At 41.7% G+C, this 26,057-nt stretch carries 21 protein-coding genes and 1 tRNA gene; 19 read left to right on the top strand and 3 right to left on the bottom strand.

Annotated features, from left to right (window positions below):
* From AC3WR0_RS19665 to purB, 3 genes are all read left to right on the top strand, one after another.
* A tRNA-Met gene (locus AC3WR0_RS19665) sits at nucleotides 1–74 on the top strand.
* An 805-nt stretch (nucleotides 75–879) separates the two neighbouring features.
* Entirely contained in the window at nucleotides 880–1,074 is a 195-nt protein-coding gene (locus tag AC3WR0_RS19660; RefSeq protein ID WP_027320420.1) for an NETI motif-containing protein, read from the top strand.
* A gap of 201 nt (nucleotides 1,075–1,275) precedes the next feature.
* The gene (purB, locus tag AC3WR0_RS19655) at nucleotides 1,276–2,568 is read left to right on the top strand and encodes an adenylosuccinate lyase (protein WP_492553903.1); all 1,293 of its coding nucleotides are present in this window, start codon (nucleotides 1,276–1,278) and stop codon (nucleotides 2,566–2,568) included.
* Between the two features lie 56 nt (nucleotides 2,569–2,624).
* On the opposite strand, the gene AC3WR0_RS19650 is transcribed toward purB, so the two are convergent.
* Complete coding sequence (locus AC3WR0_RS19650) at nucleotides 2,625–3,260, bottom strand: YgaP family membrane protein (RefSeq protein ID WP_492553902.1); 636 nt, start codon at nucleotides 3,258–3,260, stop codon at nucleotides 2,625–2,627.
* Between the two features lie 164 nt (nucleotides 3,261–3,424).
* On the opposite strand from AC3WR0_RS19650, the gene AC3WR0_RS19645 reads away from it, so the two are divergent.
* The 8 genes from AC3WR0_RS19645 (at nucleotide 3,425) to pruA (ending at nucleotide 15,046) form a co-directional block, all read left to right on the top strand.
* Nucleotides 3,425–5,167 (top strand): adenine deaminase C-terminal domain-containing protein, encoded by a 1,743-nt coding sequence (locus AC3WR0_RS19645; RefSeq protein WP_492553901.1) that lies wholly within the window; start codon nucleotides 3,425–3,427, stop codon nucleotides 5,165–5,167.
* Between the two features lie 64 nt (nucleotides 5,168–5,231).
* Complete coding sequence (locus tag AC3WR0_RS19640) at nucleotides 5,232–6,284, top strand: DUF3048 domain-containing protein (RefSeq protein ID WP_492553900.1); 1,053 nt, start codon at nucleotides 5,232–5,234, stop codon at nucleotides 6,282–6,284.
* A 19-nt stretch (nucleotides 6,285–6,303) separates the two neighbouring features.
* Complete coding sequence (locus AC3WR0_RS19635; RefSeq protein ID WP_027320424.1) at nucleotides 6,304–6,621, top strand: YerC/YecD family TrpR-related protein; 318 nt, start codon at nucleotides 6,304–6,306, stop codon at nucleotides 6,619–6,621.
* 307 nt (nucleotides 6,622–6,928) lie between these two features.
* Nucleotides 6,929–7,612 carry a heptaprenylglyceryl phosphate synthase gene (pcrB, locus tag AC3WR0_RS19630; protein WP_492553899.1) on the top strand — a complete coding sequence of 228 codons (684 nt, stop codon included), beginning with the start codon at nucleotides 6,929–6,931 and terminating at the stop codon, nucleotides 7,610–7,612.
* Nucleotides 7,613–7,706: 94 nt separating this feature from the next.
* Nucleotides 7,707–9,980 carry a DNA helicase PcrA gene (gene pcrA, locus AC3WR0_RS19625; protein ID WP_492553898.1) on the top strand — a complete coding sequence of 758 codons (2,274 nt, stop codon included), beginning with the start codon at nucleotides 7,707–7,709 and terminating at the stop codon, nucleotides 9,978–9,980.
* A gap of 36 nt (nucleotides 9,981–10,016) precedes the next feature.
* A complete protein-coding gene (gene ligA, locus AC3WR0_RS19620) occupies nucleotides 10,017–12,023 on the top strand; it encodes an NAD-dependent DNA ligase LigA (RefSeq protein WP_492553897.1) in 2,007 nt (668 codons plus the stop codon).
* A gap of 14 nt (nucleotides 12,024–12,037) precedes the next feature.
* Complete coding sequence (locus AC3WR0_RS19615; RefSeq protein ID WP_492553896.1) at nucleotides 12,038–13,204, top strand: CamS family sex pheromone protein; 1,167 nt, start codon at nucleotides 12,038–12,040, stop codon at nucleotides 13,202–13,204.
* 294 nt (nucleotides 13,205–13,498) lie between these two features.
* The gene (pruA, locus tag AC3WR0_RS19610; protein WP_492553895.1) at nucleotides 13,499–15,046 is read left to right on the top strand and encodes an L-glutamate gamma-semialdehyde dehydrogenase; all 1,548 of its coding nucleotides are present in this window, start codon (nucleotides 13,499–13,501) and stop codon (nucleotides 15,044–15,046) included.
* Nucleotides 15,047–15,891: 845 nt separating this feature from the next.
* Here the strand turns inward: pruA and AC3WR0_RS19605 are convergent.
* Complete coding sequence (locus AC3WR0_RS19605) at nucleotides 15,892–16,545, bottom strand: STAS domain-containing protein (RefSeq protein WP_492553894.1); 654 nt, start codon at nucleotides 16,543–16,545, stop codon at nucleotides 15,892–15,894.
* A gap of 428 nt (nucleotides 16,546–16,973) precedes the next feature.
* On the opposite strand from AC3WR0_RS19605, the gene nirB reads away from it, so the two are divergent.
* From nirB to AC3WR0_RS19570, 7 genes are all read left to right on the top strand, one after another.
* Entirely contained in the window at nucleotides 16,974–19,388 is a 2,415-nt protein-coding gene (gene nirB / locus AC3WR0_RS19600) for a nitrite reductase large subunit NirB (protein ID WP_492553893.1), read from the top strand.
* 18 nt (nucleotides 19,389–19,406) lie between these two features.
* A complete protein-coding gene (gene nirD, locus AC3WR0_RS19595; RefSeq protein ID WP_492553892.1) occupies nucleotides 19,407–19,727 on the top strand; it encodes a nitrite reductase small subunit NirD in 321 nt (106 codons plus the stop codon).
* A 29-nt stretch (nucleotides 19,728–19,756) separates the two neighbouring features.
* A complete protein-coding gene (gene cobA, locus AC3WR0_RS19590; protein WP_492553891.1) occupies nucleotides 19,757–21,190 on the top strand; it encodes a uroporphyrinogen-III C-methyltransferase in 1,434 nt (477 codons plus the stop codon).
* Between the two features lie 61 nt (nucleotides 21,191–21,251).
* Nucleotides 21,252–21,869, top strand: coding sequence for a precorrin-2 dehydrogenase/sirohydrochlorin ferrochelatase family protein (locus AC3WR0_RS19585; protein WP_492553890.1), 618 nt, complete (start codon nucleotides 21,252–21,254; stop codon nucleotides 21,867–21,869).
* A gap of 144 nt (nucleotides 21,870–22,013) precedes the next feature.
* Entirely contained in the window at nucleotides 22,014–22,226 is a 213-nt protein-coding gene (locus tag AC3WR0_RS19580) for a hypothetical protein (protein ID WP_492553889.1), read from the top strand.
* Between the two features lie 633 nt (nucleotides 22,227–22,859).
* The gene (aceA, locus tag AC3WR0_RS19575; RefSeq protein ID WP_492553888.1) at nucleotides 22,860–24,137 is read left to right on the top strand and encodes an isocitrate lyase; all 1,278 of its coding nucleotides are present in this window, start codon (nucleotides 22,860–22,862) and stop codon (nucleotides 24,135–24,137) included.
* A gap of 350 nt (nucleotides 24,138–24,487) precedes the next feature.
* Nucleotides 24,488–24,934 (top strand): YueI family protein, encoded by a 447-nt coding sequence (locus AC3WR0_RS19570; protein WP_492553887.1) that lies wholly within the window; start codon nucleotides 24,488–24,490, stop codon nucleotides 24,932–24,934.
* A 335-nt stretch (nucleotides 24,935–25,269) separates the two neighbouring features.
* Here AC3WR0_RS19570 and AC3WR0_RS19565 read toward each other — a convergent pair whose 3' ends face one another.
* Complete coding sequence (locus AC3WR0_RS19565; RefSeq protein WP_492553886.1) at nucleotides 25,270–25,623, bottom strand: cupin domain-containing protein; 354 nt, start codon at nucleotides 25,621–25,623, stop codon at nucleotides 25,270–25,272.
* A gap of 135 nt (nucleotides 25,624–25,758) precedes the next feature.
* Here AC3WR0_RS19565 and gatC point away from each other — a divergent pair, with 135 nt between their 5' ends.
* Complete coding sequence (gene gatC, locus AC3WR0_RS19560) at nucleotides 25,759–26,052, top strand: Asp-tRNA(Asn)/Glu-tRNA(Gln) amidotransferase subunit GatC (RefSeq protein WP_492553885.1); 294 nt, start codon at nucleotides 25,759–25,761, stop codon at nucleotides 26,050–26,052.
* The last annotated feature ends 5 nt before the right edge of the window (nucleotides 26,053–26,057 follow it).

The following is a 26,057-nucleotide window of genomic DNA, read 5'->3' as shown; positions in this document are numbered from 1 at the left end:
CGCGGGGTGGAGCAGTCCGGTAGCTCGTCGGGCTCATAACCCGAAGGTCGCAGGTTCAAATCCTGCCCCCGCAATCTTGAAAAAAGCGAAACTTTTGTTTCGCTTTTTTGCATTTTGGCAAAAATAAAGAAGGAATCTAAGTTTGTTCTAATAGGACGTTACCAGGCAAAGGAAAGACAACCAAATGGGTTGTCTATTTTTTTGTTAAAGAAAACTGCGTGGGTATGGAATAACGGAAAGTGATAAATGTAGAAGTTTTCCTAAAATATGTAGAAGTTATATCTAAAAGTGTAGAAGTATAACCGAAAATTGTAGAACATCGATCGAAAATTGTAGAACATCGATTAAAAATTGTAGAAGCCAAGATATATAAAAGAGATTTCCTTTAAATAGAACCCTCTATTAATTAAAAAGGAAGGGAATTCGCCGTATTCCTCGAAAATGCATTCAAATTTCCTTCCTGCGGTGTTTATTCGAGGTGTAAATTTAATGTTCAGTTGAAAAACGGCTGGTAAGACCCCGCAGTGAGGCGAACGGGGAGACTTGCCGGATCGTCCGCGGAGAGGGAGCGGATTCCCTCTTTTAAAAAGCTTTGTTGGCCCCACACGCATGTCAATAAAACCTGGTGAAAATTTAGAAGTTTAACTTGAAAGGGTGAAATTCAGAAGCTCGCTGTACCCATTTATGCAGAATGAACAAGAGGTCTTATTAGATAATTCTCAAACCGCTGCTGCTATAAATCTCGCCTGCTTCGGGTATTGAGTATCTGCATAAGATTTATTATTATGGATGGAGCGGTAAGCACAAATAAATCAAAACATGTAAATTAGCCATAATAGTTAATAGGAGTACCTGAAGGAGAGGGAGATTGATTTTTTTATGGGAAAGAAAATGACTTTTGAAGTACTGGAGAATGAGACAATTGAAAATTGCCTGGATCGAATGCGCAAAGAAGGGTATGTTCCGGTGAAGCGTACAGAGAAGCCGGTTTTTCAGGAGATTAAAAAAGGAAATGAAACGGTTTACGAACCAATCGGCAGAAAAATTGTTTTTGAAGCCATACCTGCAGATTAAACCGAACGTTTACATTTATTTTTACTATAATGTTCGTCAATTTGTTGACACAGGCAAAAAAACCTTGCTATGATGGAATAGACATAAGCCCAAATAGACCTTTTTAGCAAAGTGTCTGTCTGGGCTTTTTACTTAAGCGGGTTATATGTAAATTTAGTTTTCGCAGGGAAAAATAAAAACAAAAGAAAGAGCTGATAAGTGATGATCGAGCGTTATACACGCCCCGAGATGGGAGCAATTTGGACAGAAGAAAACCGGTTTAAAGCATGGCTGGAAGTAGAGATTCTAGCATGTGAAGCATGGGCTGAACTAGGAGATATTCCAAAAGAGGATGTAGCAGCCATCCGGAAAAATGCAGGCTTTAATATTGATCGCATAAAGGAAATTGAAGAAGAAACTAGGCATGATGTTGTGGCTTTTACTCGGGCTGTTTCTGAAACTCTTGGAGAAGAACGGAAATGGGTGCATTATGGACTAACATCTACAGATGTTGTAGATACAGCACTATCGTATCTTTTGAAACAGGCAAATACCATCATTCAAAAGGACATTGAACGATTCATTGACATACTTGGCCAGAAGGCTCAGGAACACAAATACACAGTTATGATGGGGCGTACGCATGGGGTTCACGCTGAGCCTACTACCTTCGGGTTAAAGCTTGCTCTATGGCATGAAGAAATGAAGCGTAATTTACAGCGTTTTAAAGATGCTGCTGAAGGAATTGAGTATGGAAAAATCTCAGGCGCTGTTGGTACATATGCAAATATAGATCCATTTGTGGAGTCTTTTGTTTGTGAAAAGCTTGGGCTAAAGGCTGCTCCAATCTCCACTCAAACGCTTCAGAGGGATCGTCATGCCCATTATATGGCAACCCTAGCGCTGATTGGGACGTCCATTGAAAAATTTGCGGTTGAAATACGCGGCCTGCAGAAGAGTGAAACAAGGGAAGTAGAAGAATTTTTTGCAAAGGGACAAAAAGGATCTTCGGCCATGCCTCACAAACGTAATCCAATTGGTTCTGAAAACATGGCAGGACTAGCAAGGGTTGTTCGGGGTTATATGCTGACTGCCTATGATAATGTTCCATTATGGCATGAAAGGGATATTTCACATTCTTCAGCAGAAAGAATTATCCTTCCCGACGCGACCATTGCTATTAACTATATGTTAAATCGTTTTGGAAACATTGTTAAAAATTTGACCGTGTTCCCGGAAAACATGAAGCGAAACATGGATCGCACTCTTGGTCTTATTTATTCACAGCGGGTTCTTCTAGCTTTAATTGACAAAGGGCTTGTTCGTGAGGAAGCCTACGATATGGTACAGCCAAAAGCAATGGAGGCCTGGGAAAAACAAGTTCCTTTCCGCCAGCTTCTTGAAGAGGATGAAAAAATAACTTCTTTCTTATCTAAAAAGGAACTAGCAGACTGTTTTGATTATAAATATCATCTGCAGCATGTTGATACAATTTTTGAAAGACTTGGCCTTTAATAAAAAGATGGCTGGCGAATTGATCGCCAGCCATTTTCATTATTTTAATATAAAATTTAGAGTGGATTGTTTGGCAGGATTTGATCGAAATTTACGTTGCCACCCTTTTGCTCAATAGCATTCTCCATTTGGCTGATGATTGCTTCCTCGGCAGCAGTAGGTGCACCTTTTCCCTGTCCGTTTGTATGGGCATTTGCTGTGTTTGAGGCCTGATGAGAGTTGGTATGAGCAGGACCTGATTTCAAAGCACCTGTAGGTTCTGCCATTTTTGCAAATTCAGTCATTAAACTTTTTGCATCCATTCCTTGGGCTGGAGCTGTTTTGCTCTTGGCCTGATTGCCTGTATGTGTAGTGCCTGATTTTAAGGCGCCTGCAGGGTTTCCCATTTTCGCAAACTCAGTCATTAAACTCTTTGCATCCATTCCTTGCTCTTTGTAGGTTCCCTGCTCTTTATGGGTCCCCTCATTATGCCTATTATGGTCATTATCACCGGCCCTATCAAGTAAAGCGGTGAGCGGACAGTAACGTACAATACCCTCAGCAATTTTCATACCAGCCATCATGGCAACAAGCAGGGTTGAATTCTGCCTCGGCCTCTTAGTTAGTTTGGCAGTAGCCCACGCAAGAAAAGTAAAGCCGAGAGTAATTCGGATTAAGGCATTGATTATGCCTATATTTTGCTTAATTTTCATTTTGTTCACTCCTTCACAAAAATTTATTATTTATCGCTAATTCTTTAATGCGGTAATTTGCGAATTATGGTAGGATAGAAACAAACAATTTTGTAATCGCTTTCTTTATTCGGAAAAATTACTCTTTTTTAATAGATAAAGGAATTACAGGGGAGGGATCTATCATGCTCGAACAGCGTTACCGTTGGAAAAGTAAACATTTAAACGAACATCTGGCTGTTTTGAATGGAACAAAGCCGCCGGATATCCTATTGGAAAATGCAACATATTTAAATCAAACATTTCGGCAGTGGATGAAGGCTAATATCTGGATTTCAGGTGACCGAATTGTTTATGTGGGTCAAAAATTACCTGAACGGCTGGAAAACTGCGAAATAATTGATTGTACCAACGAAATATTGGTGCCCGGCTATATAGAACCGCACGCCCATCCTTTTCAATTATATAATCCCCACTCATTAGCTGCTTATGCGTCTCAATTTGGAACAACCACACTGATAAACGACAATATGGCGCTAGTCCTTCATTTAAAGACGGAACAATCCTTTTCGTTATTGAGTGAGCTTCAAAGGATGCCCGTCAGCATGTTCTGGTGGTGCCGATTTGATGCTCAGACGGAAATTTTAAATGAAAGTGAAGTATTTTCAAACAGTACAATCAAATCCTGGCTGGAGCAGGACTCTGTTCTCCAGGGAGGAGAACTGACTGGCTGGCCAAAGCTCCTGGACGGAGACGATATGATGCTTCACTGGATTCAGGAAGCAAAGCGGATGAGGAAACAAATTGAGGGGCATTTCCCTGGGGCCTCCGAGAAAACACTTGCAAAAATGATGCTTCTTGGAGCTGATTGTGATCATGAGGCCATGACTGGTCAGGAAATCTACAACCGTTTAATGCAGGGATATATGGTCTCACTCCGCTATTCATCCATACGTCCAGACTTGCCCGTATTACTTGATGAAATGAAGGAGCTTGGTATCCAGGCATACGATAGAATGATGTTTAATACGGATGGTTCATCATCAAGTTTTTACGAGCAAGGACTTATAGATCATATGATCAGAATTGCTATAGAAAAAGGCATCCCTGAGATTGACGCATATAATATGGGGACGATTAATGTCGCCCGTTATTACAATATTGAACATTTGCACGGTAACATTGCTACTGGCAGAGTCGCAAGCATAAACTTTTTATCAGATAAGTCGAACCCAACACCGGTCTCTGTACTGGCTAAAGGCAAGTGGGTTAAACGTGATGGGAAACCGGTAGATGAATTCCCATCTATTCAATGGAAGGATCACGGTTTAAAACCAATGGAGCTTGACTGGGAGCTTACATCTGATGATATGCAGTTTTCCATGCCATTTGGAATCCAGATGATGAATGCTGTTATTACTAAGCCATACTCCATTTCAATAGATGTATCATCAGATGAACTCTCAAAGAATCATGATGAATGTTTCTTTATGCTGATCGACAGAAATGGGAAGTGGAGAATTAATACATTATTAAAAGGATTCGCTACAGATTTGGGTGGATTGGCAAGTTCCTTTTCCAATACAGGAGATATCATACTCATTGGTAAAAGTAAAAATGATATGCTAAATGCCTTTAATAGAATGCGCGAGCTTGGCGGCGGGATTGTTGTTGCTGAAGAAGGGCAGGTCGTATGTGAAGTTTCATTGAATGTAGGTGGAATCATGACAGACCTGCCGGTTGAAGATTTAATAAAAGTGGAAAAACAGCTGTTTAAGGTGCTCAGAGAAAGAGGTTATGGATTTATAGACCCTGTATACAGCCTGCTGTTCTTTTCATCAACACATTTACCGTATATTCGGATTACCCAGCAGGGGATGTATGATGTAATGAATAAAATGATACTCTTTCCGTCAATAATGCGTTAAAATAGTAAAGAGAGAGAAGCAACAAGAGGTATGCAGCCAGAGAGAGTAAATAGGGGTGCATAGAATGATTAGAAAATGGGCCACGGCGGCAGCTGCCTTAGTATTGCTGCTTTCAGGCTGCAGTCAAGCAAAGCATGCGAAAGAGCCGATAAAGAAACCGCAAGAAAAGGCTCCGGTTGTAAAAACAGCGGATAAGGATGACCAGTATCCTTATCACTTTCCGCTTACAGGTATGGGTACTGAAACAAAACCAGAGGATAGAGCAGTTGCAGTAATGATTAATAATCACCCAAAAGCAAGGCCGCAATCGGGTCTGAATAAGGCAGATATTGTGTACGAATTACTTGCAGAGGGTGATATAACCAGGTTCCTTGCAGTGTTTCAAAGTGAAAAGCCAGAAAAGGTTGGGCCTGTCCGAAGTGCGAGAAGTTATTTTGTCAAATTAGCTAAGGGTTTCAACAGTCTTTATATTGCACACGGATATAGTCCGGAAGCAAAAGAAATGCTGGAATCAGGCTATGTTGATAATCTAAATGGCATGGTTTATGATGGAACTTTATTTAAAAGGGCGAGTTTCAGAAAAGCGCCTCATAACTCATATATTACCTATGAGAATATTTTAAAGGGCGCAGCAATGAAAAAATACAAGATGGACACTCCACCTGCAGCATTCACTTATATGAGTAAAAAAGAAAGCGCTAAGATTACCGGTAAAGATGCTTCTTCAGTAAAAGTATCCTATTTTTCAAACACCCAGTTTGATTCAAAGTATGTTTACGATTCTGCGTCAGGTAAGTATAAGCGTTTTTCAGATGGTGAACAAACAGTTGATCTCGAGTCCAAAGAACCTGTATTGCTCAATAATATTCTTATACTTGAAATGGTCCACAAAGTAGTGGATAGTGCCGGACATCGTGATATCGATCTTCAGTCCGGAGGGAATGGCTATTTATTACAAAAAGGAAAAGTAAACGAGATTGAATGGAAGAACGTTGAAGGAAGAATTGTTCCTTTTCTCAATGGAAACCAGGCTCCTCTTGTCCAGGGGAAAACCTGGGTAAATATTGTTCCTGCTGAGCCCGGTCTATCAAAAAGTGTAACATTTAACGCAGATTAGATATTAAAGGAGAACGAGTATGCAAATAGATAAACTCAGGGGTAAAGAGCTAGATCAGCTTTTTAAAGCAGTTCTGTCCTTAAACGACTTGGAAGAATGCTATCGATTTTTCGATGATTTGTGTACAGTGAATGAAATTCAATCACTGGCTCAGCGTCTTGAAGTTGCAAGAATGCTGAATGAAGGGAAGACCTACCATAAGATTGAAACTGAAACGGGAGCTAGTACTGCTACCATTTCCCGTGTAAAACGTTGTTTGAACTATGGAAACGATGCATATGAAATGGCCCTAGACCGAATTAAAGAACTCGATCAGGCGCCAGTTGAAGAAAAGTAATTAGGAAAGCCGAAGATACGAATCTTCGGCTTTTTTATTTTTTCTGTTATGGTAAACGGTGAGTATTTCTGAAATAAGGCAGAAGTTTTACGAAAATAGAGTGAAGTTTTCGGGAAAAGAGTAGAAGTTCATCCCCAAAGGGTTGAACCGTAATCTCAAAAAGAAAGATTATGCCCCTTGTCACCAGAACCTTTTTAAACGAGGTAATCTATTCTCTGGTTATCATTTCTAGTCCCCCATTTTCTTTTTGAATCGTTCTCCTAGTGCTATAATGGTGTAATGGAATAATGAATGGGAGGATTTTGGGATGTATGATTTTCGCGAGTGGAAGCATGTGTTTAAACTCGACCCCAATAAAGAGATAGCTGAAGAAGATTTAGAGAAAATTTGTGAGTCGGGAACGGATGCAGTAATGGTCGGAGGAACAGATGGCGTAACGCTTGAAAATGTTCTTGATTTAATGGCCAGAATACGCCGTTACACAGTACCATGTGTTCTGGAAGTATCCAGTGCGGAAACTGTCACCCCAGGGTTTGATCTTTATTTTATTCCAACTGTTTTGAACAGCAGAGATCCCCGTTGGATAACCGGCCTTCATGCAGAAGCGGTCAGGGAGTTTGGGGAAATCATGGATTGGGATGAGATTGTAATGGAGGGCTACTGTATCCTTAATGAAGAATGCAAGGTATCAGTGGTGACTTCTGCCCAAACCTCACTCTCTAAAGAAGACGTCAAAGCTTATGCAATGATGGCAGAAAAAATGTTTCATCTCCCGATTTTTTACATGGAGTACAGCGGTACTTATGGTGATATAAGTCTGGTTGAAGATGTGAAAAAGGTCTTGCAAAAAACCGTTCTTTTTTACGGAGGCGGGATTAAAACAGCTGGACAAGCAGCAGAAATGGCTTCTCATGCAGACGTTATAGTGGTAGGAAACGCTATATATGAGAACTTGGAAGAAGCTTTAAAAACAGTAAAAGCGATACGTTGATGTAGTTGAAAAAACTCTGTAGTCCAGCCTTGCAGGATAGAGGAGCTACAGAGAAAATAAAAGTAAGAACAAATGTTTGTATGGTGGTGAGAGGATGCAATTTTTAACAGACAAGCTTTTAAACGGCTTGAACCCAGAACAGCAAAAGGCAGTTAAGGCAACGGATGGACCTCTTTTAATTATGGCGGGGGCTGGATCTGGAAAAACACGTGTATTAACACATCGAATCGGTTATTTAATGGTAGAAAAGAGTGTAAATCCCTATAACATTCTTGCAATTACGTTTACAAATAAGGCTGCCCGTGAAATGAGGGACAGGATTTCAAAGATGATGGGCGGGGCGGCAGATGAAATCTGGATATCTACCTTCCACTCTATGTGTGTAAGGATTTTACGCAGGGATATCGATCGCCTTGGCTTTAATCGGAATTTTACCATCCTGGACACAACGGACCAGCAATCCGTGATTAAAGGAATTTTAAAGGAAAAAAATCTTGATCCGAAAAAATTTGATCCGCGTGCCATCCTTGGTTCAATTAGTTCCGCGAAAAATGAGCTTATTGATCCAGAGGAATATGCAAAATCAGCTGGTGATTATTTTTCAAACACTGTAAGTGAGATTTACACAGAATATCAGCGCAGGCTCCGCAAAAACCAGGCGCTTGATTTTGATGATTTAATCATGGCAACAATCCAGCTGTTTACCCGTGTTCCTGAAGTTCTTGAATACTATCAGAGAAAATTCCAGTACATCCATGTAGATGAATATCAGGATACAAACAGAGCACAGTACATGCTCGTTAAGCTTTTGGCTTCCCGTTTTAAAAATCTTTGCGTAGTTGGTGACTCTGACCAGTCCATTTACCGCTGGCGCGGTGCGGATATCGCGAATATCCTATCCTTTGAAAAAGACTATCCAAATGCGAATGTTATTTTACTCGAACAAAACTATCGTTCCACACAAACGATTCTTAACGCCGCTAACGGTGTTATTTCAAAAAACATGAACCGTAAGGCAAAGAATCTTTGGACGGAAAACCCCTCGGGTAATAAGATTATTTATTATCGTGCTGACAGCGAGCAGGGAGAGGCCCAGTTTGTTGCCGGAAAAATAAAAGAGATGCAGCAAAACGGAAAAAGATTATCCGATATTGCAATTCTTTATAGAACGAATGCACAGTCCCGTGTAATGGAGGAAGTACTCCTTAAGTCCAACATCGACTACTCAATTGTCGGCGGAACCAAGTTCTATGACAGAAAAGAAATTAAGGACATGCTTGCTTATTTGCGTCTTATTTCCAATCCCGACGACGATATTAGCTTGCAGCGTGTTATTAATGTGCCAAAGAGGGGGATTGGTTCTACCTCTGTTGATAAAATTGGTGACTTTGCAGGCATGCATGACTTGTCTTTATTTGATGCGCTTGAATCTGTTGAATTGGTTGGAATCAGCCCGAAAACAACAAAAGCAGCTGCTGAGTTCCGGGATTTGATTAAAAATTATTCCAGAATGCAAGAGTTCTTATCTGTAACCGAATTGGTGGAGGAAATTCTTGAGAAATCCGGCTACACTGAAATGCTCAAGGCGGAAAAATCACTTGAAGCCCAGAGCCGGCTTGAGAACCTTGAAGAATTACTATCAGTAACCAAAAACTTTGAAGAAACAAACGAAGATAAAAGCCTGGTTGCCTTTTTGACTGACCTTGCTCTGGTAGCCGATATCGATTCAATGGATGATGATGGCGAAAAAGCAGACGGAGTAGTCCTCATGACACTACACTCAGCAAAAGGACTTGAATTCCCTGTTGTCTTCCTGATTGGTATGGAGGAAGGAGTCTTTCCGCACAGCCGTTCTCTCATGGAAGAGGTAGAGATGGAAGAAGAGCGCCGTCTGGCGTATGTAGGTATCACAAGGGCCGAGCAGCATCTGTTCCTGACTAATGCACAAATGAGAACATTGTTTGGACGTACCAACATGAATCCAGCTTCCCGTTTTATAAAGGAAATACCGGAAGAGCTGCTTGTTGGTGCAGAACCTGAGCAAAGTGATTCGCCATTTGGGAACCGCGGATCTTCTTTTGGATTCGGCGGCGGATTCAGCAAAGCCGGAGCATCTTCAGGAAACGGTACCGGAACCCTTTCTAGACCTGCAGTCAGAAAGCCGGTCAGCCGCCCGGTGGTCTCATCCACTGGAGGAGATGAAATTGGCTGGAAGGTTGGCGATAAAGCTGCGCATGGCAAATGGGGTACAGGAACGGTTGTAAGTGTGAAAGGTGAGGGAGAAGGCACTGAATTGGATATAGCGTTCCCAAGCCCTGTAGGTGTAAAACGCCTTTTAGCAAAATTTGCTCCTATTAAAAAAGCTTAACGATGTCGATTTTTCTTTTGAGAAAGGGCTGGATATATGGACTTTAAAACAGCTGAAGCTAAAATCAATGATTTGAGAAATCTTTTAAATCAATACGGATATGAATATTATGTTCTAGACCAACCTTCTGTTCCTGATGCTGAATATGACCGCCTGATTCGGGAGCTGATTGAACTGGAGGAGCAGTTCCCTGAACTGCAATCTTCGGACTCCCCAACACAGCGCGTAGGTTCAGCTGTTCTTGAAATGTTTGAAAAAGTAGAGCACAGGACACCGATGCTTAGCTTGGGGAATGCCTTTAATGATCAGGATTTGCGGGACTTTGACCGTCGCATCCGCCAGGTTGTCGGAGATGATTTTTCATATGTCGCTGAACTGAAAATTGACGGGCTGGCAGTCAGCTTGAAATATGAAGAGGGAGCTTTCATTCAGGGGGCTACCCGCGGTGACGGCAATATCGGGGAAGATATTACTTCAAATCTGAGGACCATTAATTCCATCCCGCTTCGCTTAAAAGAAAATGTCACACTCGAAGTCCGCGGTGAAGCATACATGCCAAAGCGTTCCTTTGAAGCTTTAAATAAAGCAAGAGAAGAAAGAGGTGAGGAGCTTTTTGCCAATCCTCGGAATGCGGCGGCAGGTTCACTCCGGCAGCTCGATCCGAAAATTGCTGCATCAAGAAAGCTCGATGTTTTTCTCTATGGAATTGGTGATTTAGGGACAACTGGCATCCGTTCTCACAGTGAAGGTCTGGATTATCTTGATAAATTAGGCCTTAAAACAAATAAGGAACGAAAAAAATGCGCCAATATAGATGAAGTGATTGAATATATCAACGGCTGGGTCGAAGGACGCCCTAATCTAGCTTATGACATTGATGGTATTGTGGTTAAGGTTGATTCGTATGAACAGCAGGCACAGCTTGGCACAACTGCAAAGAGTCCTCGCTGGGCAATTGCCTTCAAGTTTCCTGCAGAAGAAGTCGTTACAACACTTTTAAATATTGAATTAAGTGTGGGAAGAACTGGGGTTGTTACACCTACTGCGATACTGGAACCTGTAAGAGTTGCAGGTACAACCGTACAAAGAGCTTCGCTTCACAATGAAGATTTGATTCGTGAAAAAGATATCAAAATTGGCGATAAGGTAGTGGTGAAAAAAGCAGGCGATATTATTCCTGAAGTAGTAAATGTTCTTGCTGAACAGCGGACTGGTGACGAAAAGGAATTCCTTATGCCAACCCACTGCCCTGAATGCGGCAGCGAACTCGTTCGCCTTGAAGGTGAAGTAGCACTGCGCTGTATTAATCCAAAGTGTCCGGCTCAAATCAGGGAAGGGCTAATTCATTTCGTTTCAAGAAACGCGATGAATATTGACGGACTAGGCGAGAAAGTTATTAGCCAGCTTTTTGCAGAAAAATTGATTGAGGATGTAGCCGATATTTATAAGCTAACCCGTGAGCAGCTATTGGCACTTGAAAGAATGGGAGAAAAGTCAGTCTCCAATCTTCTTGACGCGATCGAGGCTTCAAAGGGAAACTCGCTGGAGAGGCTGCTTTTTGGACTTGGAATTCGTCTTGTTGGTTCCAAAGCAGCAAAGACCCTTGCCCAGGAATTTAGCAGTATGGACCGTTTGGCTGAAGTTTCAAAGGAAGAACTAACAGCCATTAATGAGATAGGCGATAAGATGGCAGATTCTATTGTTACCTTTTTTGAGCAAGAGGAAGTGAAGGAACTTCTGAACGAGCTGAAAGAAGCAGGCCTTAACATGGAATACCTTGGCGCTAAGCCAGTCAGTCCGGAAGAATCGGATTCCTTCTTTGCAGGAAAAACGATTGTTCTGACTGGAAAGCTGGAAATATTGACAAGAAATGAGGCCAAGGAAAAGATTGAAGCTCTTGGCGGAAATGTATCGGGCAGTGTCAGCAAGAAGACTGATTTACTGATTGCCGGGGAAGATGCTGGTTCGAAGCTTTCAAAAGCCCAGGAGCTTGGAATTGATACCTGGAACGAGGAGAGACTTCTGGAGGAATTAAATAAGTAAGAGGTGGGAACAGAGTGAAAAAGCTTTCAATAATTGCTCTTGCCTTTCTTCTTCTTTTAAGCGGATGTGCACCTAACTTTCAAAAGAAAGATGAAGTTGTCCAAACAAAGGAAAAAGAAAAGGAAAAAGCGATTATTCCAAAATATAAAATTTCTGATAAGTATTACCGGACACTACTGCCATTTAAACCGGGAGAGGCCCGAGGCTTGATCGTAAATAATTTAAACACCAGATACGATATTAATGAATTTGAAATGGGCTTAATGCGAATTGCTCAGCATAGCTTCGATCCTGATAAGTATGTTTTCCGTGAAGGTCAGGAGCTGGACCGCAAAACGGTCAAGCTCTGGCTTAATCGTAAATATACAAAGGATCAGCTGGCTAAAGAGGGATTAAAGGATGCTGAGAATATTGGCCTTAACCCGCTTAACGAAGAGAAAGGTGATTTAAAAACCAGCCTGGCCAATCACCCGATCTATCTGTCACATATCCTTGAGCATGATTATATGATTAAGGGTGACAATGATACCGTTAAACTTGGCGGAGTAACCATCGGTCTTGCTTTAAACTCTATCTACTATTATCAGCCAGTTCCTTTTGGCGATACTTTCGAGAAAAAAATCCCACAGGATGAAATAGTACGCGAAGGGCATAAAATCGCGGAAGAGATGCTCAAGCGCCTTAGAGGAATGAAAGACCTGAGTGATGTTCCGATTACCATTGCGATGTTCGAGCAGCAAAGCCGTTCATCGGTTATCCCGGGAACATTCCTTGAATATACGGATGTCGACAGCGGCAGTTCCAGCATTGACAGCTGGGAGAAGGTAGATGAAAAGTATTATTTATTCCCTTCAAACCAGGCAATGGATGATCACCGTGATGATGCAACAGCTTTTCTTAACTTTAAACAGGATGTAGAAGAGTATTTTCCAAACTTTAATGGGGTAATTGGCAAAGCTTTTTATGAAGGCGATCAGTTACAGGAATTGAATATTACCATTCCCATACAGTTTTATGGCAAGGCAGAATCAATTGGATTTACCCAATATGTAGCGGGCCTTGTTATGGAGCATTTCCCTAAATACATTTCTGTATCTGTAAATGTTACATCTGTTGATGGTCCTGAAGCCCTCATTGACCGAAAAGCAGACCAGAACGAACCATATGTCCATATTTATTAACAGCAGGCCTGGAGATTCTCCAGGCTATTTTTTTATGGGAAAAAAGCACCTAATCAGCAAAATATGGAGGGGATATCAGCTGCAAAATAGTAGTCCCCCAGGATAAAGCCTCAAACCTTAAAAAGTATCTTCGCTAGTGCAAATAACGGTTGGAAAACTAAAAATCGCAGGTAAGGGAAGTAGTAATAGATGACTGAAAAATCAGTCTCTTCGCAATTGTTGGAAGGCTGAAAAGAAACGTGATAAAATGGAGAAGTGAGTGTAAACGTTTTATTACATAGGAGGGGTTAGAATATGGTACAGCCGTACAAGCATGAGCCTTTCACAGATTTTACAAACGAGAAAGAGCGCAATGCCTATCTTGAGGCACTGAAAACAGTGGAAGGATATCTTGGCCAGGATTATGATTTAGTCATTGGCGGAGAGAAAGTTTCTACCGATGATAAAATTATTTCTTACAATCCATCCAATAAAGAAGAAGTAATCGGACGCGTGTCCAAAGCAAACCAGGAGCTTGCTGAAAAAGCAATGCAGTCTGCGGTTGAAGCTTTTAAAACATGGAAAAAGACCAAAGCAGAAGTTCGTTCTGATGTTCTTTTCAAGGCAGCGACTATCCTGCGCCGCCGCAAGCATGAGTTTTCTGCTCTTTTAACAAAAGAAGCAGGAAAGCCATGGAGAGAAGCAGATGCTGATACAGCAGAAGCAATTGATTTCCTTGAATTCTATGGCCGTCAGATGCTGAGATTAAAAGATGGTATCCCAGTTCAAAGCCGTCCAAATGAACATAACCGATATGATTATATTCCACTTGGAGTAGGAATTATCATCTCTCCTTGGAATTTCCCGCTAGCTATCATGGCTGGAACAACTGTTGCGGCAATCGTAACAGGAAATACAGTTCTATTAAAACCAGCTTCTACTACTCCTGTTGTAGCCGCAAAGTTTGTGGAAGTCATGGAAGAAGCAGGCCTTCCTGCAGGCGTATTAAACTTTGTTCCAGGCAGCGGTGCTGAAGTGGGTGACTACCTCGTAGACCACAAGGATACTCGTTTCGTCAGCTTTACTGGTTCTCGAGAAGTAGGACTTCGTATATTCGAACGCTCCTCCAAAGTAGGCGAAGGCCACTTGTGGATGAAGCGCCTGATCGCTGAAATGGGTGGAAAGGACACGATCGTAGTAGACAGCGAAGCGGACCTTGAGCTTGCTGCTCAATCTATTGTAGCTTCTTCTTTCGGATTCTCCGGCCAGAAGTGTTCAGCATGTTCCCGTGCTGTTGTCGTAGAAGATGTTTATGACCAAGTCCTTAACCGTGTTGTTGAATTAACAAAAGATCTAACAGTAGGCAATCCAGAAGAACAGAGCATTTTCACAGGCCCTGTTATTGACGGTAGTGCATTCCGCAAGATCATGGAATATGTTGAAATTGGAAAAGGCGAAGGCAAGCTGATGGCTGGCGGCGAAGGCGATGATTCCAAAGGCTTCTTCATTAAGCCAACTATCTTTGCTGACCTTGATCCTAAATCCCGCATCATGCAGGAAGAAATCTTTGGCCCAGTTGTTGGCTTTTCAAAAGCTAAAGACTTCACCGAAGCAATCGAGATTGCTAACAACACTGAGTACGGTTTGACAGGTGCAGTTATCACTTCAAATCGTGCGCACATGGAGCAGGCACGTGAAGATTACCATGTAGGAAACCTTTACTTTAACCGCGGCTGTACAGGCGCGATTGTTGGCTACCAGCCATTCGGCGGATTCAATATGTCAGGAACTGACTCCAAAGCCGGAGGCCCGGACTATCTGCTTCTGCACATGCAGGCTAAAACAACTTCTGAAATGTACTAAGAATAGTTTGGAGAGGCATCCCGCTTAAGGCGGGTTGCTTCTTTTTTTTTCACAGAAAAGGAAGCTCGGCACCCTGTTTAATATAAAAAAGCAGAAGTTTTATGAGAAGGAGTAGAAGATTTGGAAAAGGAGGGTGAAGTTTAACGAGAAAGAGTAGAAGTTTTACGAGGAGGAGTAGAAGTTTTTCTCAAACGGAAAGAACCAAAGCGAGTGGACCGGCTGGGCCGGTCTTTTAATGTGAGAAAAGTAGAAGTTTTATGAGAAGGAGTAGAAGTTTTACGAGAAGGAGTAGAAGTTTCGAGGAAATGAGTAGAAGTTCTGCGTGAAAAGGTAGAAGTCCGAATTAGAGGGCTAGATAGGGAGGCACATTTAATAGGAAAAGTAGAAGTTTAGGAGAAAGAGGTAGAAGTTTCAAGGAAAGGAGTAGAAGTTTAAGAGAAACAGGTAGAAGTTTCGAGGAAAAGAGTAGAAGTTCTGCGCGAAAAGGGAGAAGTCCAAGTTGGAGGGCTAGATAGGGAGGCCCATTTAACAGGAAAAGTAGAAGTTTAGGAGAAAGAGGTAGAAGTTTCGATGAAAAGAGTAGAAGTTCTGCACGAAAAGGTAGAAGTATCGAGGAAAGGAGTAGAAGTTTTTCTAAAACGGAGAGAACCAAAGCGAGTGGACCGGCTTGAGCCGGTCTTTTAGTGTGAGAAAGAGGTTGAAGTTTTACGAGAAGGAGTAGAAGTTTCGAGGAAAGGAGTAGAAGTCTTCACAAAAAGGGGAGCAGGCTTACTGAAAAGGTTATGGGCTTCCTCTAAAAGAGCATAAAACAGGACCGGCCCCTGCCGGTCCTGTCTTAAAAATTCTTATTGTAAGTTTTGTAGTACGTTTTTTAATGAATTTTCTGCACGTATGTTGTTTATGTTGAATCCCAGGTTAACAGCAGTTTGTGCGACGTCCGGACGGATGCCGAGGAATGTAGTAGTGACGCCGACTAGTTTTAAGGCTTGAACAACCTGGATCAGTTTGTGGGCAACCATCGTGTCGACGGCAGCAACACCAGAAAAGTCAATTATTAATTGAGTTATTTTTAAATTAACACTTTGTTCCAGTGTGGATTCCATTATCCATCTGGCCCTTGCTGTATCAATGTCCCCGATAAGCGGCAGAAGCCCTATGTGATCGGAAATAGGAATGATAGGTGAGCTTAATTCCATGATTAAATTGGATTGGGCTTGCAGTCTGTCTAACAGGATATCCATGAACACACTGGTAAATGTCTCTAGGACGTAATCAAGTGTATAGTTAATTGTTCTTTCCCATTCAAGGAGGTCATCGACAGTTATTTCTAAATCGGTCTCTTTTATAAACTTTCTGATGTTTTTCCAATATGCCTCGCGGAAAATTCCAGAATTCTTGGCAACTTCCGTTAAGGAGGTATTAGATTTTACACGGTCCGCGGCTGTTTGTTTGGTCCATTTTGAAATGCTGTCTTTCATTTCTTCAGTAGTTTGGAGCAAGCATTCTGCAACAACCTTCACATATCCAGTGTTTTGGTCGGTTACTTTATTTGCTACCTCAGGAGGGGCATCAGCAGAGTAATCAGATCCTTCTTTGATCTCTCTATAGCTTGCTCAGTCTTTAGTAACCTCTGATGCATGTTCAATTAAATATGCGTAAAGGGCTTGTGTTTTTGGATTCATAAGTAATCCCCTCATTATTTTATGTCAAAGTTCGTGCTTTCCAATAATAATTTTCTGCAAACTTGCTTGCCATGTCAAATTTTTTATGTGAAAAAATAGTCGATTCCTGTTTTATGACAATCCTGTGAAACCCATCACACATAGTGTTATCGATGTGAACTTCGTCACAATTTTTAGAGGGCCTCCCGTTTACAATGTAAACATGAAGAAATTAAATTTTAAGAAACGACAGGGAGAGACCCGTTATGAATAAGAAAAAGTTAGTCATGATTGGCAACGGCATGGCAGGTGTAAGAACCGTTGAAGAAATCCTAAAACTGGCACCGGATCAATTTGACATTACGATTTTTGGAAAAGAACCACATCCAAATTACAATAGAATAAAATTGTCCACTCTTCTTCAGGGGGACACAAATTTTAATGACATTATTATGAACCCGCTTGATTGGTACGAGAAAAACAATATTAATCTATATACTGGCGAAGCGGTTACTGAAATTAGTACAGAAGACAAAACGGTTTTTACAGATGCAGGACGAAAAGTAGAATTTGATGAGCTTATAATTGCCACTGGCTCAAATTCTATTATATTACCTATTCCAGGTGCGGAGAAAGAAGGAGTAACTGGTTTTCGAGATATAGATGATTGTGAAAAGATGATCAAAGTCTCAGGCAGCTATAAAAAAGCAGCTGTTATCGGCGGAGGACTTTTAGGTCTTGAAGCAGCAAGAGGGCTGTTAAACCTCGGAATGGAAGTTAAAGTAATTCACTTAATGGCCGACCTAATGGAACGGCAGCTAGACCCAACTGCTTCCGGGATGCTGAAAAAGGAATTGGAAGCTCAGGGAATGGAATTTTTAATGGAAAAACAAACGATTGAAATCCTTGGGGATGACCGTGTAACAGGGCTTCGCTTTAAAGATGGATCCGAAATAGATGTCGACCTCGTGGTGATGGCAATTGGAATAAGGGCAAACACTGCAGTAGCCAAGGAAAGTGGCATTTATGGCAATCGCGGTATTGTTGTGAATGACTTCATGGAAACAAATATACCGAACGTATACGCAGTGGGGGAATGTGCCGAACACCGTGAAATTGTTTATGGACTCGTCGCTCCTTTATATGAACAGGGAAAGGTTCTTGCAGCCCGCCTTTGCGGCAAGGAAAGTGCTCCATACCAAGGATCTGTAACAGGAACAGGTTTAAAGGTTTCAGGTGTTGACCTGTATTCTGCTGGTGAAATCCAGGATGATGAAACGACAAAAGCAATCAAGGTCCACAATGAATTCGATGGTGTATATAAGAAAATTTTAATTAGGGACAACAAGATTGTCGGCATTGTGCTATACGGCGATACAAACGACAGCAATAAGCTGTTCAGAATTCTTTCCAAAAAAGAAGATATCAGCGGCATGACAAGCGTTTCTCTTCTTCAGTCGGAAAATAGCGGTGAAGAGGGAGAAAATATAGCAGCGATGCCAGAGGATGAGTTGGTTTGCGGCTGTAACGGCGTAACAAAAGGTACAATTGTAGAAGCCATACACACTCAAGGCTTGACCTCGGTCGATCAGGTAAGCAGCTGTACAAATGCCGGACGCTCTTGTGGAAGATGCAAAGGGATGGTTGGAAAGATTCTTTCTCATACCTTAGGAGATTCCTTTAAAGCAGATCTTCAAAAAATCAGCCTTTGCGGTTGTACCACGTTAACTCGCGACGAAGTAGTAGCGGAGATGAAGGAAAAAGGCTTAACAAGTATTAAAGAAGTCATGAATGTCCTGGGTTGGAAAAATGAAGAGGGCTGTACAAAATGCCGTCCTGCCCTTAACTATTACCTGGGCATGATTTATATGGATGAGTACAAGGATGACCGTGATTCCCGCCTTGTTAATGAAAAAATGCACGCTAATATTCAAAAGGATGGAACATATTCTGTTGTTCCAAGAATGTATGGCGGTGTGACAACTGCCGAAGATTTGAAAAAGATTGGCGAGGTTGCGGAGAAATATAATGTTCCGCTTGTAAAATTAACTGGCGGACAGAGAATTGGGCTTTTTGGAGTAAAAAAAGAAGACCTGCCAGCCATTTGGGAAGAGTTAGGAATGCCTTCTGGCTACGCTTACGGCAAAACACTGCGTACCGTTAAAACTTGCGTGGGTGCTCAATTCTGCCGATACGGCACACAGGATTCCATGTCAATTGGAATCAGGCTGGAGAAAAAATTTGAACGCCTTGATACTCCACACAAAGTAAAAATGGGTGTATCTGCTTGCCCAAGGAACTGTGCAGAGGCTGGTATTAAAGATATCGGTGTTATCGGTATTGATGGCGGCTGGGAAATGTATGTTGCGGGAAATGGCGGTGTCGACCTGAGAGCAGGTGATCTATTGTGTACCGTGAAAAATGAAGATGAAGTGATGGAAATGGCCGGTGCCTATCTCCAATACTATCGTGAAACCGCAAGCTACATGGAAAGAACTTCTAAATGGCTGGACCGGGTGGGACTCAAGCATGTGCAAGAGGTGCTTGCAGACGAAAAAACACGTAACGCCCTGAATGAACGAATGGATAAAACACTTCAAAAATACATCGAGCCATGGAATGATGCCATCGAGCATGAACAAATACTTGAAAAGTATTATAAAGTTACTGAGAAAAATTAATAGACGGGAGTGGCTAGTATGATAGAAACAATGACAAGAGTAGCAGCTGCAAGGTATTCTGAACTTGCAGCCCGCTCCGGAAAAGAAGTTAGGATCGGTAACAAAAGAATTGCTCTTTTTAAACTGACAAACGGCGATGTTAGAGCGATTGAAAACCAAAGCCCGCATCCAAAGGGCGGGGTTCTTTCAGAAGGTCTTGTCAGCGGTGAATTTGTCTTTTGCCCGGTTTATGACTGGAAAATCTCTTTAATTGATGGTAAAGTTCAGGCACCGGATACTGGACAGGTTAAAACATATGAGGTATTGATAGAAGATAATCAAGTTTATATATTGCTATAAAATAAACACCAGGCAGGAGTGCTATCAGGATGAAAACAGGAAAAGTATTTTTAGTGGGAGCAGGACCGGGGGACGTATCACTAATTACCGTTAAAGGAATGGAGTCAATCAAGCAGGCAGAAGTCATTTTATATGACAGGCTGGCAAATCCAAAGCTTTTGGACTTTGCGCCCGCAGACTGCGAACTCATTTATTGCGGTAAATTGCCGGACCGCCATATTTTACGCCAGGAGGGAATTAACAGCCTTCTGGTGGAAAAAGCGCTCGAAGGCAAAATAGTAGTCCGCCTAAAAGGCGGAGACCCAGGTGTCTTTGGCCGGGTTGGCGAAGAAGCACAATCCCTTGTTGAATTTAATATCCCATTTGAAATCGTTCCTGGTATTTCATCCGGCATTGCCGCTCCCCTTTATGCCGGCATACCTGTTACACACAGAGAATTTGCTGAATCCTTTGCCGTTGTTACTGCACACGATAAATCGAAGGAAGGAAAGCCGCTTTTGGATTGGGAAGGACTTGCTCGCGGAGTAGATACAATCGCTTTTTACATGGGTGTTGGTAATCTTCCTTTTATCTGCGAGAACCTGATTCAGCACGGAAAAGCAGCTGAGACACCTGTTATTTTAATTCAGTGGGGAACCTTCGGACGACAAAAAACACTCCAGGGAACACTAGTTGACATTGCTGAAAAAGCTGTTAAAGAACAGTTCAGAAATCCTTCGATCATCCTGGTTGGTGAGGTAATTTCCCTTCGCAAAAAATTAAAATGGTTTGAGAATAAGCCTCTTTATGGCCGGCAGATCCTTTTTGCCAGAACTAGTACAGGTCAAAGCAGCCTGGCGAAAGAGCTGATGGAACAGGGAGCCGATGTTATCGAATTTCCTAAATGGAAAAGAGAATCGGTTGCTGCTGATTTAGGTAAAGCAATTGCAGCGGACAAAATATTATTTACTTCCACTGAAAGTGCTGAAGAGTTTTTTAAACAGCTTATAGAAAAAGATATGGATGTACGCAGGATTACTGCTGAATTCTATGTACTTTCAGGAAAAACGAAAAGATTTTTAAATAGTCGAGGATTTGTGGCAAAGGTTGTGGAAGAAGTCCCTGGATCAGGAAATCTCCTTGTTGTTGGTGATGCTTCCATTTTGAATACAACCCAGTATGGAAGCTTTGGGCCTCTTATTACTGTAAAAAAAGAAATTGACCAAAGCTACAATTTTCTTTTTAAAAGAATGCTTGAAGAAGCTGAGGTAAACACAGTATTGTTTCCTAGCGCTGCATCCGTCAAGCCTTTCCTTAAGGAGATTGAATCTGCAGGCCTCAATGTAGACGAATTGCTTGCAGGAGCGGAAGTTGCTTGCCTTGGGAATGAAACTAGGAAAGAACTTGGAGCGGCTGGATTGAAGGTGGGCATTATACCTGCGGAGCCGACAAAGGATAGCCTGATTAAAAGCCTTCAATATTAGTAGTTATGATGTGTGAGATTTAATGATAGACTTATTTCTTTTAGAAAAGCTAGGTGGCAAAATGAATTCACAGTATCCTATTATGCTCCATTTAAAAGAAAGGAAGGCAGTTGTGATTGGGGGCGGTAATGTCGCCGAGAACAAAGTAAGAGGGCTTCTGGATAGTGGCGCACATGTAAAAGTCGTGAGCCCTGAGATAACGGTGGGGCTTGATGAACTTCACAAGTCTGCTGAAATTATTTGGTTTCCTAAAAAATTTTCCCCTGAAGACCTTGAGGGTGCCTTCCTTGTTTTTGCTGCGACCAATAATAAGGAGGTTAATCAATTAGTCGGCCATTATGCGAGCAGTAAACAGCTTGTGTTGATTGCGGATGACCCCGCAAAATCCGATTTTCAGCTCCCGGCAACAGTAAGGCGCGGACATTTATGCCTGGCTGTTTCAACGGGTGGGGCGAGTCCTGTTCTGGCAAAAAAGATTCGCGATCATTTGGCGGAGGAATACGATGAACGGTACGAGGCCTACCTTGACTTTCTTTTTCATGCCAGACAGCAGATTATAAAGGAGATCAAGGATTCTGGGGTTAAGAGAAAACTACTGGCGGCGTTGGCCGAAGGACATTTCCTAAATAGTAACAGCAGGGAAGAAGACTTTTTAAAACTGTATCAGCAATTCCGCTAAGCACTCACCTTCATTGGAGAGTGTTTTTTAGTCCCAAGGAGTCATTTGTCCTAAGCACATTTTTATCATTCCTTCTGATATAAGCAATGATATTAACTGTAACTCATACGATAAAGAAATACCCTTTGAAAGAGGTGAACAAAAATGACTTATACGATTGTAACAGGCCCGCATCATGGACAATCAGGAGCTTGTAAAGCCAAGTATTATCAAAACTCTACTCCTTATAATCTGACCTCTAAGATACCCTCCCAATACCAATCTTCCTTCCACAACCCAATTATCCCATCTATACAGCAGGCTTATGGAGGTCCTTACGGAAGGCCGCCAGGAACTTACTATCCTACTTATTATTAAAAACAGATTGTGTTACCCCGTGGCGTGTGTCAATTCACACGTCATTTCTTTTGATATTTGTTCCAACTTTTTATTTAAATTTAACCAAAAACTGCTGTTAAGAAGACTTTTAACCCCATATTTACTTCCTGTGATTCCCCTCAAAGCCCGCTCCGTCGCCAGATTGGACTCCTGTCGAAAAACTAAAATAAAAAATTCTAAAAATTTTATTCAAATTAGTTTCCTTTTTGAAAACTCTGTTATATAATACAAACATATAAAACATACTGTATTATAACAGGGGGTGAGGAAAAGAAACGAGTTATATAAATAGGGCAATGCACAATCATTGAGCGCTGTTACAAAACAGAAAGCAAGGCTGAAAATTTTTATAAAAGGAACAGACTTTATACCACTACATCTTCAGAGAGACATCTCCTTTAAATCATCACCGAATTCGAGCAGTTTTTTAGATTTTGGAATGTAATTTTTCCATAATGCAAAAAAACTGATTGAAAATGGCACATGCCTATACTTCTGCTTACCTACACCTTGAAAACCACCTTTAGATCAGACTGTGGAAGAGGGATAACATTTTCAACTTCAGCAGGGCAATTAAAAATTGTTAAATTAATATATTAGGAGGAAAATCAAATGACAAATTCAAGAGCTCAACAATTACAGGAAAATTGGGAAATGGATGCGCGCTGGATGGGAGTAACCCGTCCTTATACTGCCGAGGATGTTATCAAACTCCGTGGCTCTATTGATATCGAACATACATTGGCTCGCAAGGGATCCGAAAAGCTTTGGAAGCTTCTTAAAGAGGAAGATTACATCAATGCTCTTGGAGCTTTGACTGGCAACCAGGCTGTTCAGCAGGTAAAGGCTGGCCTAAAGGCTATATACTTAAGTGGGTGGCAGGTTGCTGCGGATGCCAACCTATCAGGCCATATGTACCCTGATCAAAGCTTATATCCAGCAAACAGTGTTCCAAATGTCGTTAAAAAAATTAATCAGGCACTTCAGCGTGCTGACCAAATTCACCATTCTGAGGGTGACAACTCTGTTGATTGGTTTGCACCAATTGTTGCTGATGCTGAAGCAGGTTTTGGCGGCCAATTAAACTGTTTTGAGCTAATGAAGGGCATGATTGAAGCTGGGGCATCTGGTGTTCACTTTGAAGATCAGCTTTCTTCCGAGAAAAAGTGCGGACATCTTGGAGGAAAAGTACTGCTTCCTACACAAACTGCCGTACGCAACCTGATTGCAGCCCGCCTGGCTGCTGACGTAATGGGCGTACCAACTGTTCTTGTTGCCCGTACAGATGCAAATGCTGCTGATTTGATTACCAGTGATATAGATCCTGTAGATGCTCCATTCATTACAGGAGAACGTACAGCGGAAGGATTTTTCCGTGCAAAAGCAGGATTGGATCAGGCAATTGCAAGAGGCTTGGCCTACGCTCCATATGCAGATTTAATCTGGTGTGAAACTTCCGAGCCAAACATTGAGGAAGCCCGTCGTTTTGCAGAAGCAATCCATGAACAGTTCCCTGGCAAAATGCTTGCTTACAACTGCTCTCCATCATTTAACTGGCAAAAGAAACTGGATGCAGAAACCATCGCTCAATTCCAGCAGGAGCTTGGACAAATGGGCTACAAGTTCCAATTCGTTACACTTGCAGGCTTCCATGCTCTAAACCACAGCATGTTTGAACTTGCACGCGGCTATAAAGAGCGCGGTATGGCAGCTTACTCTGAGCTTCAGCAGGCTGAGTTTGCCAGTGAGCAGCACGGATACACAGCAACCAGGCACCAGCGTGAAGTGGGAACAGGCTATTTTGACCAGGTTTCCATGGTTATCTCTGGCGGAACATCTTCAACAACTGCACTGAAGGGATCAACCGAAGAAGCCCAATTCACTGCGTAATATAAACCAAATAGGCCTTCTCCTTAGGGAGAGGGCTTTTTTAATGGAAACAATGATTGAAGTTCAAAACTTAGTGAATAGGCCGCTAAAACTTATCGATAAAGGCCAAAAACCACAAAAATTTATCGATAGAATTGATCGCGCCTAACAAACAGGTTAGTACTTTTGTAGGTAAACAGCAAAGTAAGGTATTATAATCAAGCTAGTGTAAAAATGTCTCAAACGGGTTGCCCAATTCATTAATCAAGTTGAGAAAGCCTCACTTTTCCACTGCATGTAACGATACTTTTTGCGCACGCTTAATAAAGAAGATTCATACATAGTATTAGTTCCGTTAAGGAGTTGAAGAGATGGGGAAACAGACAGTTGATGAGATTTTGCAGCAGGGGATCCATGGGCAAAAGGAAATTAAGCCCGAGGAAAGGCGCAAATTTTTAGGCACACTGAGGGAAAGAATTATTTTGGTGCTTACCCAAAGCCAGGTAAGAGAACCAGGTGTGTATGGGGAAGTTGAGCAGCAGATGAAAACCAATCCGAATGCCCTTCTTTTTCTAAATGGAAACATGGACTACCATGAATTTTCAAAGTATAGAAAGATGGCAGATAAGAATAAAATCAAATACAAAATCGTAGCGAACAAAGAACACGAAACCGATATTGGGCTTGTTCTGGCGATGGAACATGCTATTGATAAGGAAGAAATCTATGTAAAAAAAGTCGAGACTCCAACGCAAAAACCTGTTAAAAAGAAAAACGTTTTTTCACTTTTTAGGAAAATGTTCAAAAATAACTCTTAGTTTTTATTTTTCTCCTTATTTTAGCTGGCTGCGGATTAGAAAACCAAGGGCTTCAACACTATTATCAAAAAGACATTGAGAGGGTTACAAAGGATGTTATTGTGGATGGAAACTCAGGGATACAAAAGTCTTTTCTCGGAAAAATATTAAATTCAATCCACACAAAAATTTTAAAAAAGGAAGGCCTTTTGCTAGTTTATTACGCTTTTTCAAAGAGAAAAATAGATCTTCCAATTAGGAAGGCCTTTAGTATGATACTAAACCTGAAATTAAGTCTTTTGTAGAAGATTATTTACAATAAGTTGTAAAAGCTTGAGGAACAAATCCCCAAGCTTTTACTTTTTCAAATATTGTTCTGGGTTTAAGTCCGGGCCTTCAATTATAATAGCTGCCATTCCTGTTTCTGAACCGGATTCATGGTTTTCACCAGCTGTCCAGAACACGGCAGTTCCTTTTGAAACTGGAACTTTATCTTCCCCTTCAACCCTGACCCAGCCTTCTCCGTCCACTACTAAAAAAAGCTGCGGACCAACTGCTTCATGCATCCCAAGTACACTCACTGCATCAAAATGCATGCAGCCTGCAGAGGTAAAACCTTCTTTACGAATAATTGGTGTAATCCCCACATTTTTGCTATCGAATGCCTGTATGTCTCTGCGCATTTCACGATCAAACCGATAAAATTCCATTTTCTCAACTCCTATATTCCACATTATTCCTTTTTTTTTACGGCCTTTGGCCACCTTGAATCCCAATTGCGTTGCAGTAGCGAGGAAAACTCTGTTATTATCATTAATAATAATGACAGAACAGGAGGGAGAAAAATGTCCCGAATTACGATTGAAGAAGTAAAGCATGTGGCTAACCTGGCGCGGCTGGCAATAACGGAGGAAGAAGCAGAAATGTACAGGAAACAGCTGGATGAAATTATTCATTTTGCGGAACTGATAAACGAGCTGGATACAGAGAATGTTGAGCCTACCTCTCATGTGCTAGATATGAAAAATGTCCTTCGTGAAGATGTTCCGGTGAAAGGCCTTCCGAGGGAAGAGGTACTTAAGAATGTTCCAGAGCATCAGGACGGCTATATAAAGGTCCCATCCATTATGGGAGAATAGGGAGG

The sequence above is a fragment of the Neobacillus sp. FW104-15D2 genome (genome assembly GCF_058790155.1).
This window is presented reverse-complemented; position numbering and strand designations above follow the sequence as displayed.

Coding starts and splice junctions, on each gene's coding strand:
- AC3WR0_RS19570 (WP_492553887.1), top strand. CDS start 24,488: ATGGGGAAACAGACAGTTGATGAGATTTTGCAGCAGGGGATCCATGGG.
- gatC (WP_492553885.1), top strand. CDS start 25,759: ATGTCCCGAATTACGATTGAAGAAGTAAAGCATGTGGCTAACCTGGCG.
- AC3WR0_RS19580 (WP_492553889.1), top strand. CDS start 22,014: ATGACTTATACGATTGTAACAGGCCCGCATCATGGACAATCAGGAGCT.
- aceA (WP_492553888.1), top strand. CDS start 22,860: ATGACAAATTCAAGAGCTCAACAATTACAGGAAAATTGGGAAATGGAT.
- ligA (WP_492553897.1), top strand. CDS start 10,017: ATGGACTTTAAAACAGCTGAAGCTAAAATCAATGATTTGAGAAATCTT.
- pruA (WP_492553895.1), top strand. CDS start 13,499: ATGGTACAGCCGTACAAGCATGAGCCTTTCACAGATTTTACAAACGAG.
- purB (WP_492553903.1), top strand. CDS start 1,276: ATGATCGAGCGTTATACACGCCCCGAGATGGGAGCAATTTGGACAGAA.
- AC3WR0_RS19565 (WP_492553886.1), bottom strand. CDS start 25,623: ATGGAATTTTATCGGTTTGATCGTGAAATGCGCAGAGACATACAGGCA.
- cobA (WP_492553891.1), top strand. CDS start 19,757: ATGAAAACAGGAAAAGTATTTTTAGTGGGAGCAGGACCGGGGGACGTA.
- pcrB (WP_492553899.1), top strand. CDS start 6,929: ATGTATGATTTTCGCGAGTGGAAGCATGTGTTTAAACTCGACCCCAAT.
- AC3WR0_RS19640 (WP_492553900.1), top strand. CDS start 5,232: ATGATTAGAAAATGGGCCACGGCGGCAGCTGCCTTAGTATTGCTGCTT.
- pcrA (WP_492553898.1), top strand. CDS start 7,707: ATGCAATTTTTAACAGACAAGCTTTTAAACGGCTTGAACCCAGAACAG.
- AC3WR0_RS19585 (WP_492553890.1), top strand. CDS start 21,252: ATGAATTCACAGTATCCTATTATGCTCCATTTAAAAGAAAGGAAGGCA.
- AC3WR0_RS19635 (WP_027320424.1), top strand. CDS start 6,304: ATGCAAATAGATAAACTCAGGGGTAAAGAGCTAGATCAGCTTTTTAAA.
- nirB (WP_492553893.1), top strand. CDS start 16,974: ATGAATAAGAAAAAGTTAGTCATGATTGGCAACGGCATGGCAGGTGTA.
- AC3WR0_RS19650 (WP_492553902.1), bottom strand. CDS start 3,260: ATGAAAATTAAGCAAAATATAGGCATAATCAATGCCTTAATCCGAATT.
- nirD (WP_492553892.1), top strand. CDS start 19,407: ATGATAGAAACAATGACAAGAGTAGCAGCTGCAAGGTATTCTGAACTT.
- AC3WR0_RS19660 (WP_027320420.1), top strand. CDS start 880: ATGGGAAAGAAAATGACTTTTGAAGTACTGGAGAATGAGACAATTGAA.
- AC3WR0_RS19645 (WP_492553901.1), top strand. CDS start 3,425: ATGCTCGAACAGCGTTACCGTTGGAAAAGTAAACATTTAAACGAACAT.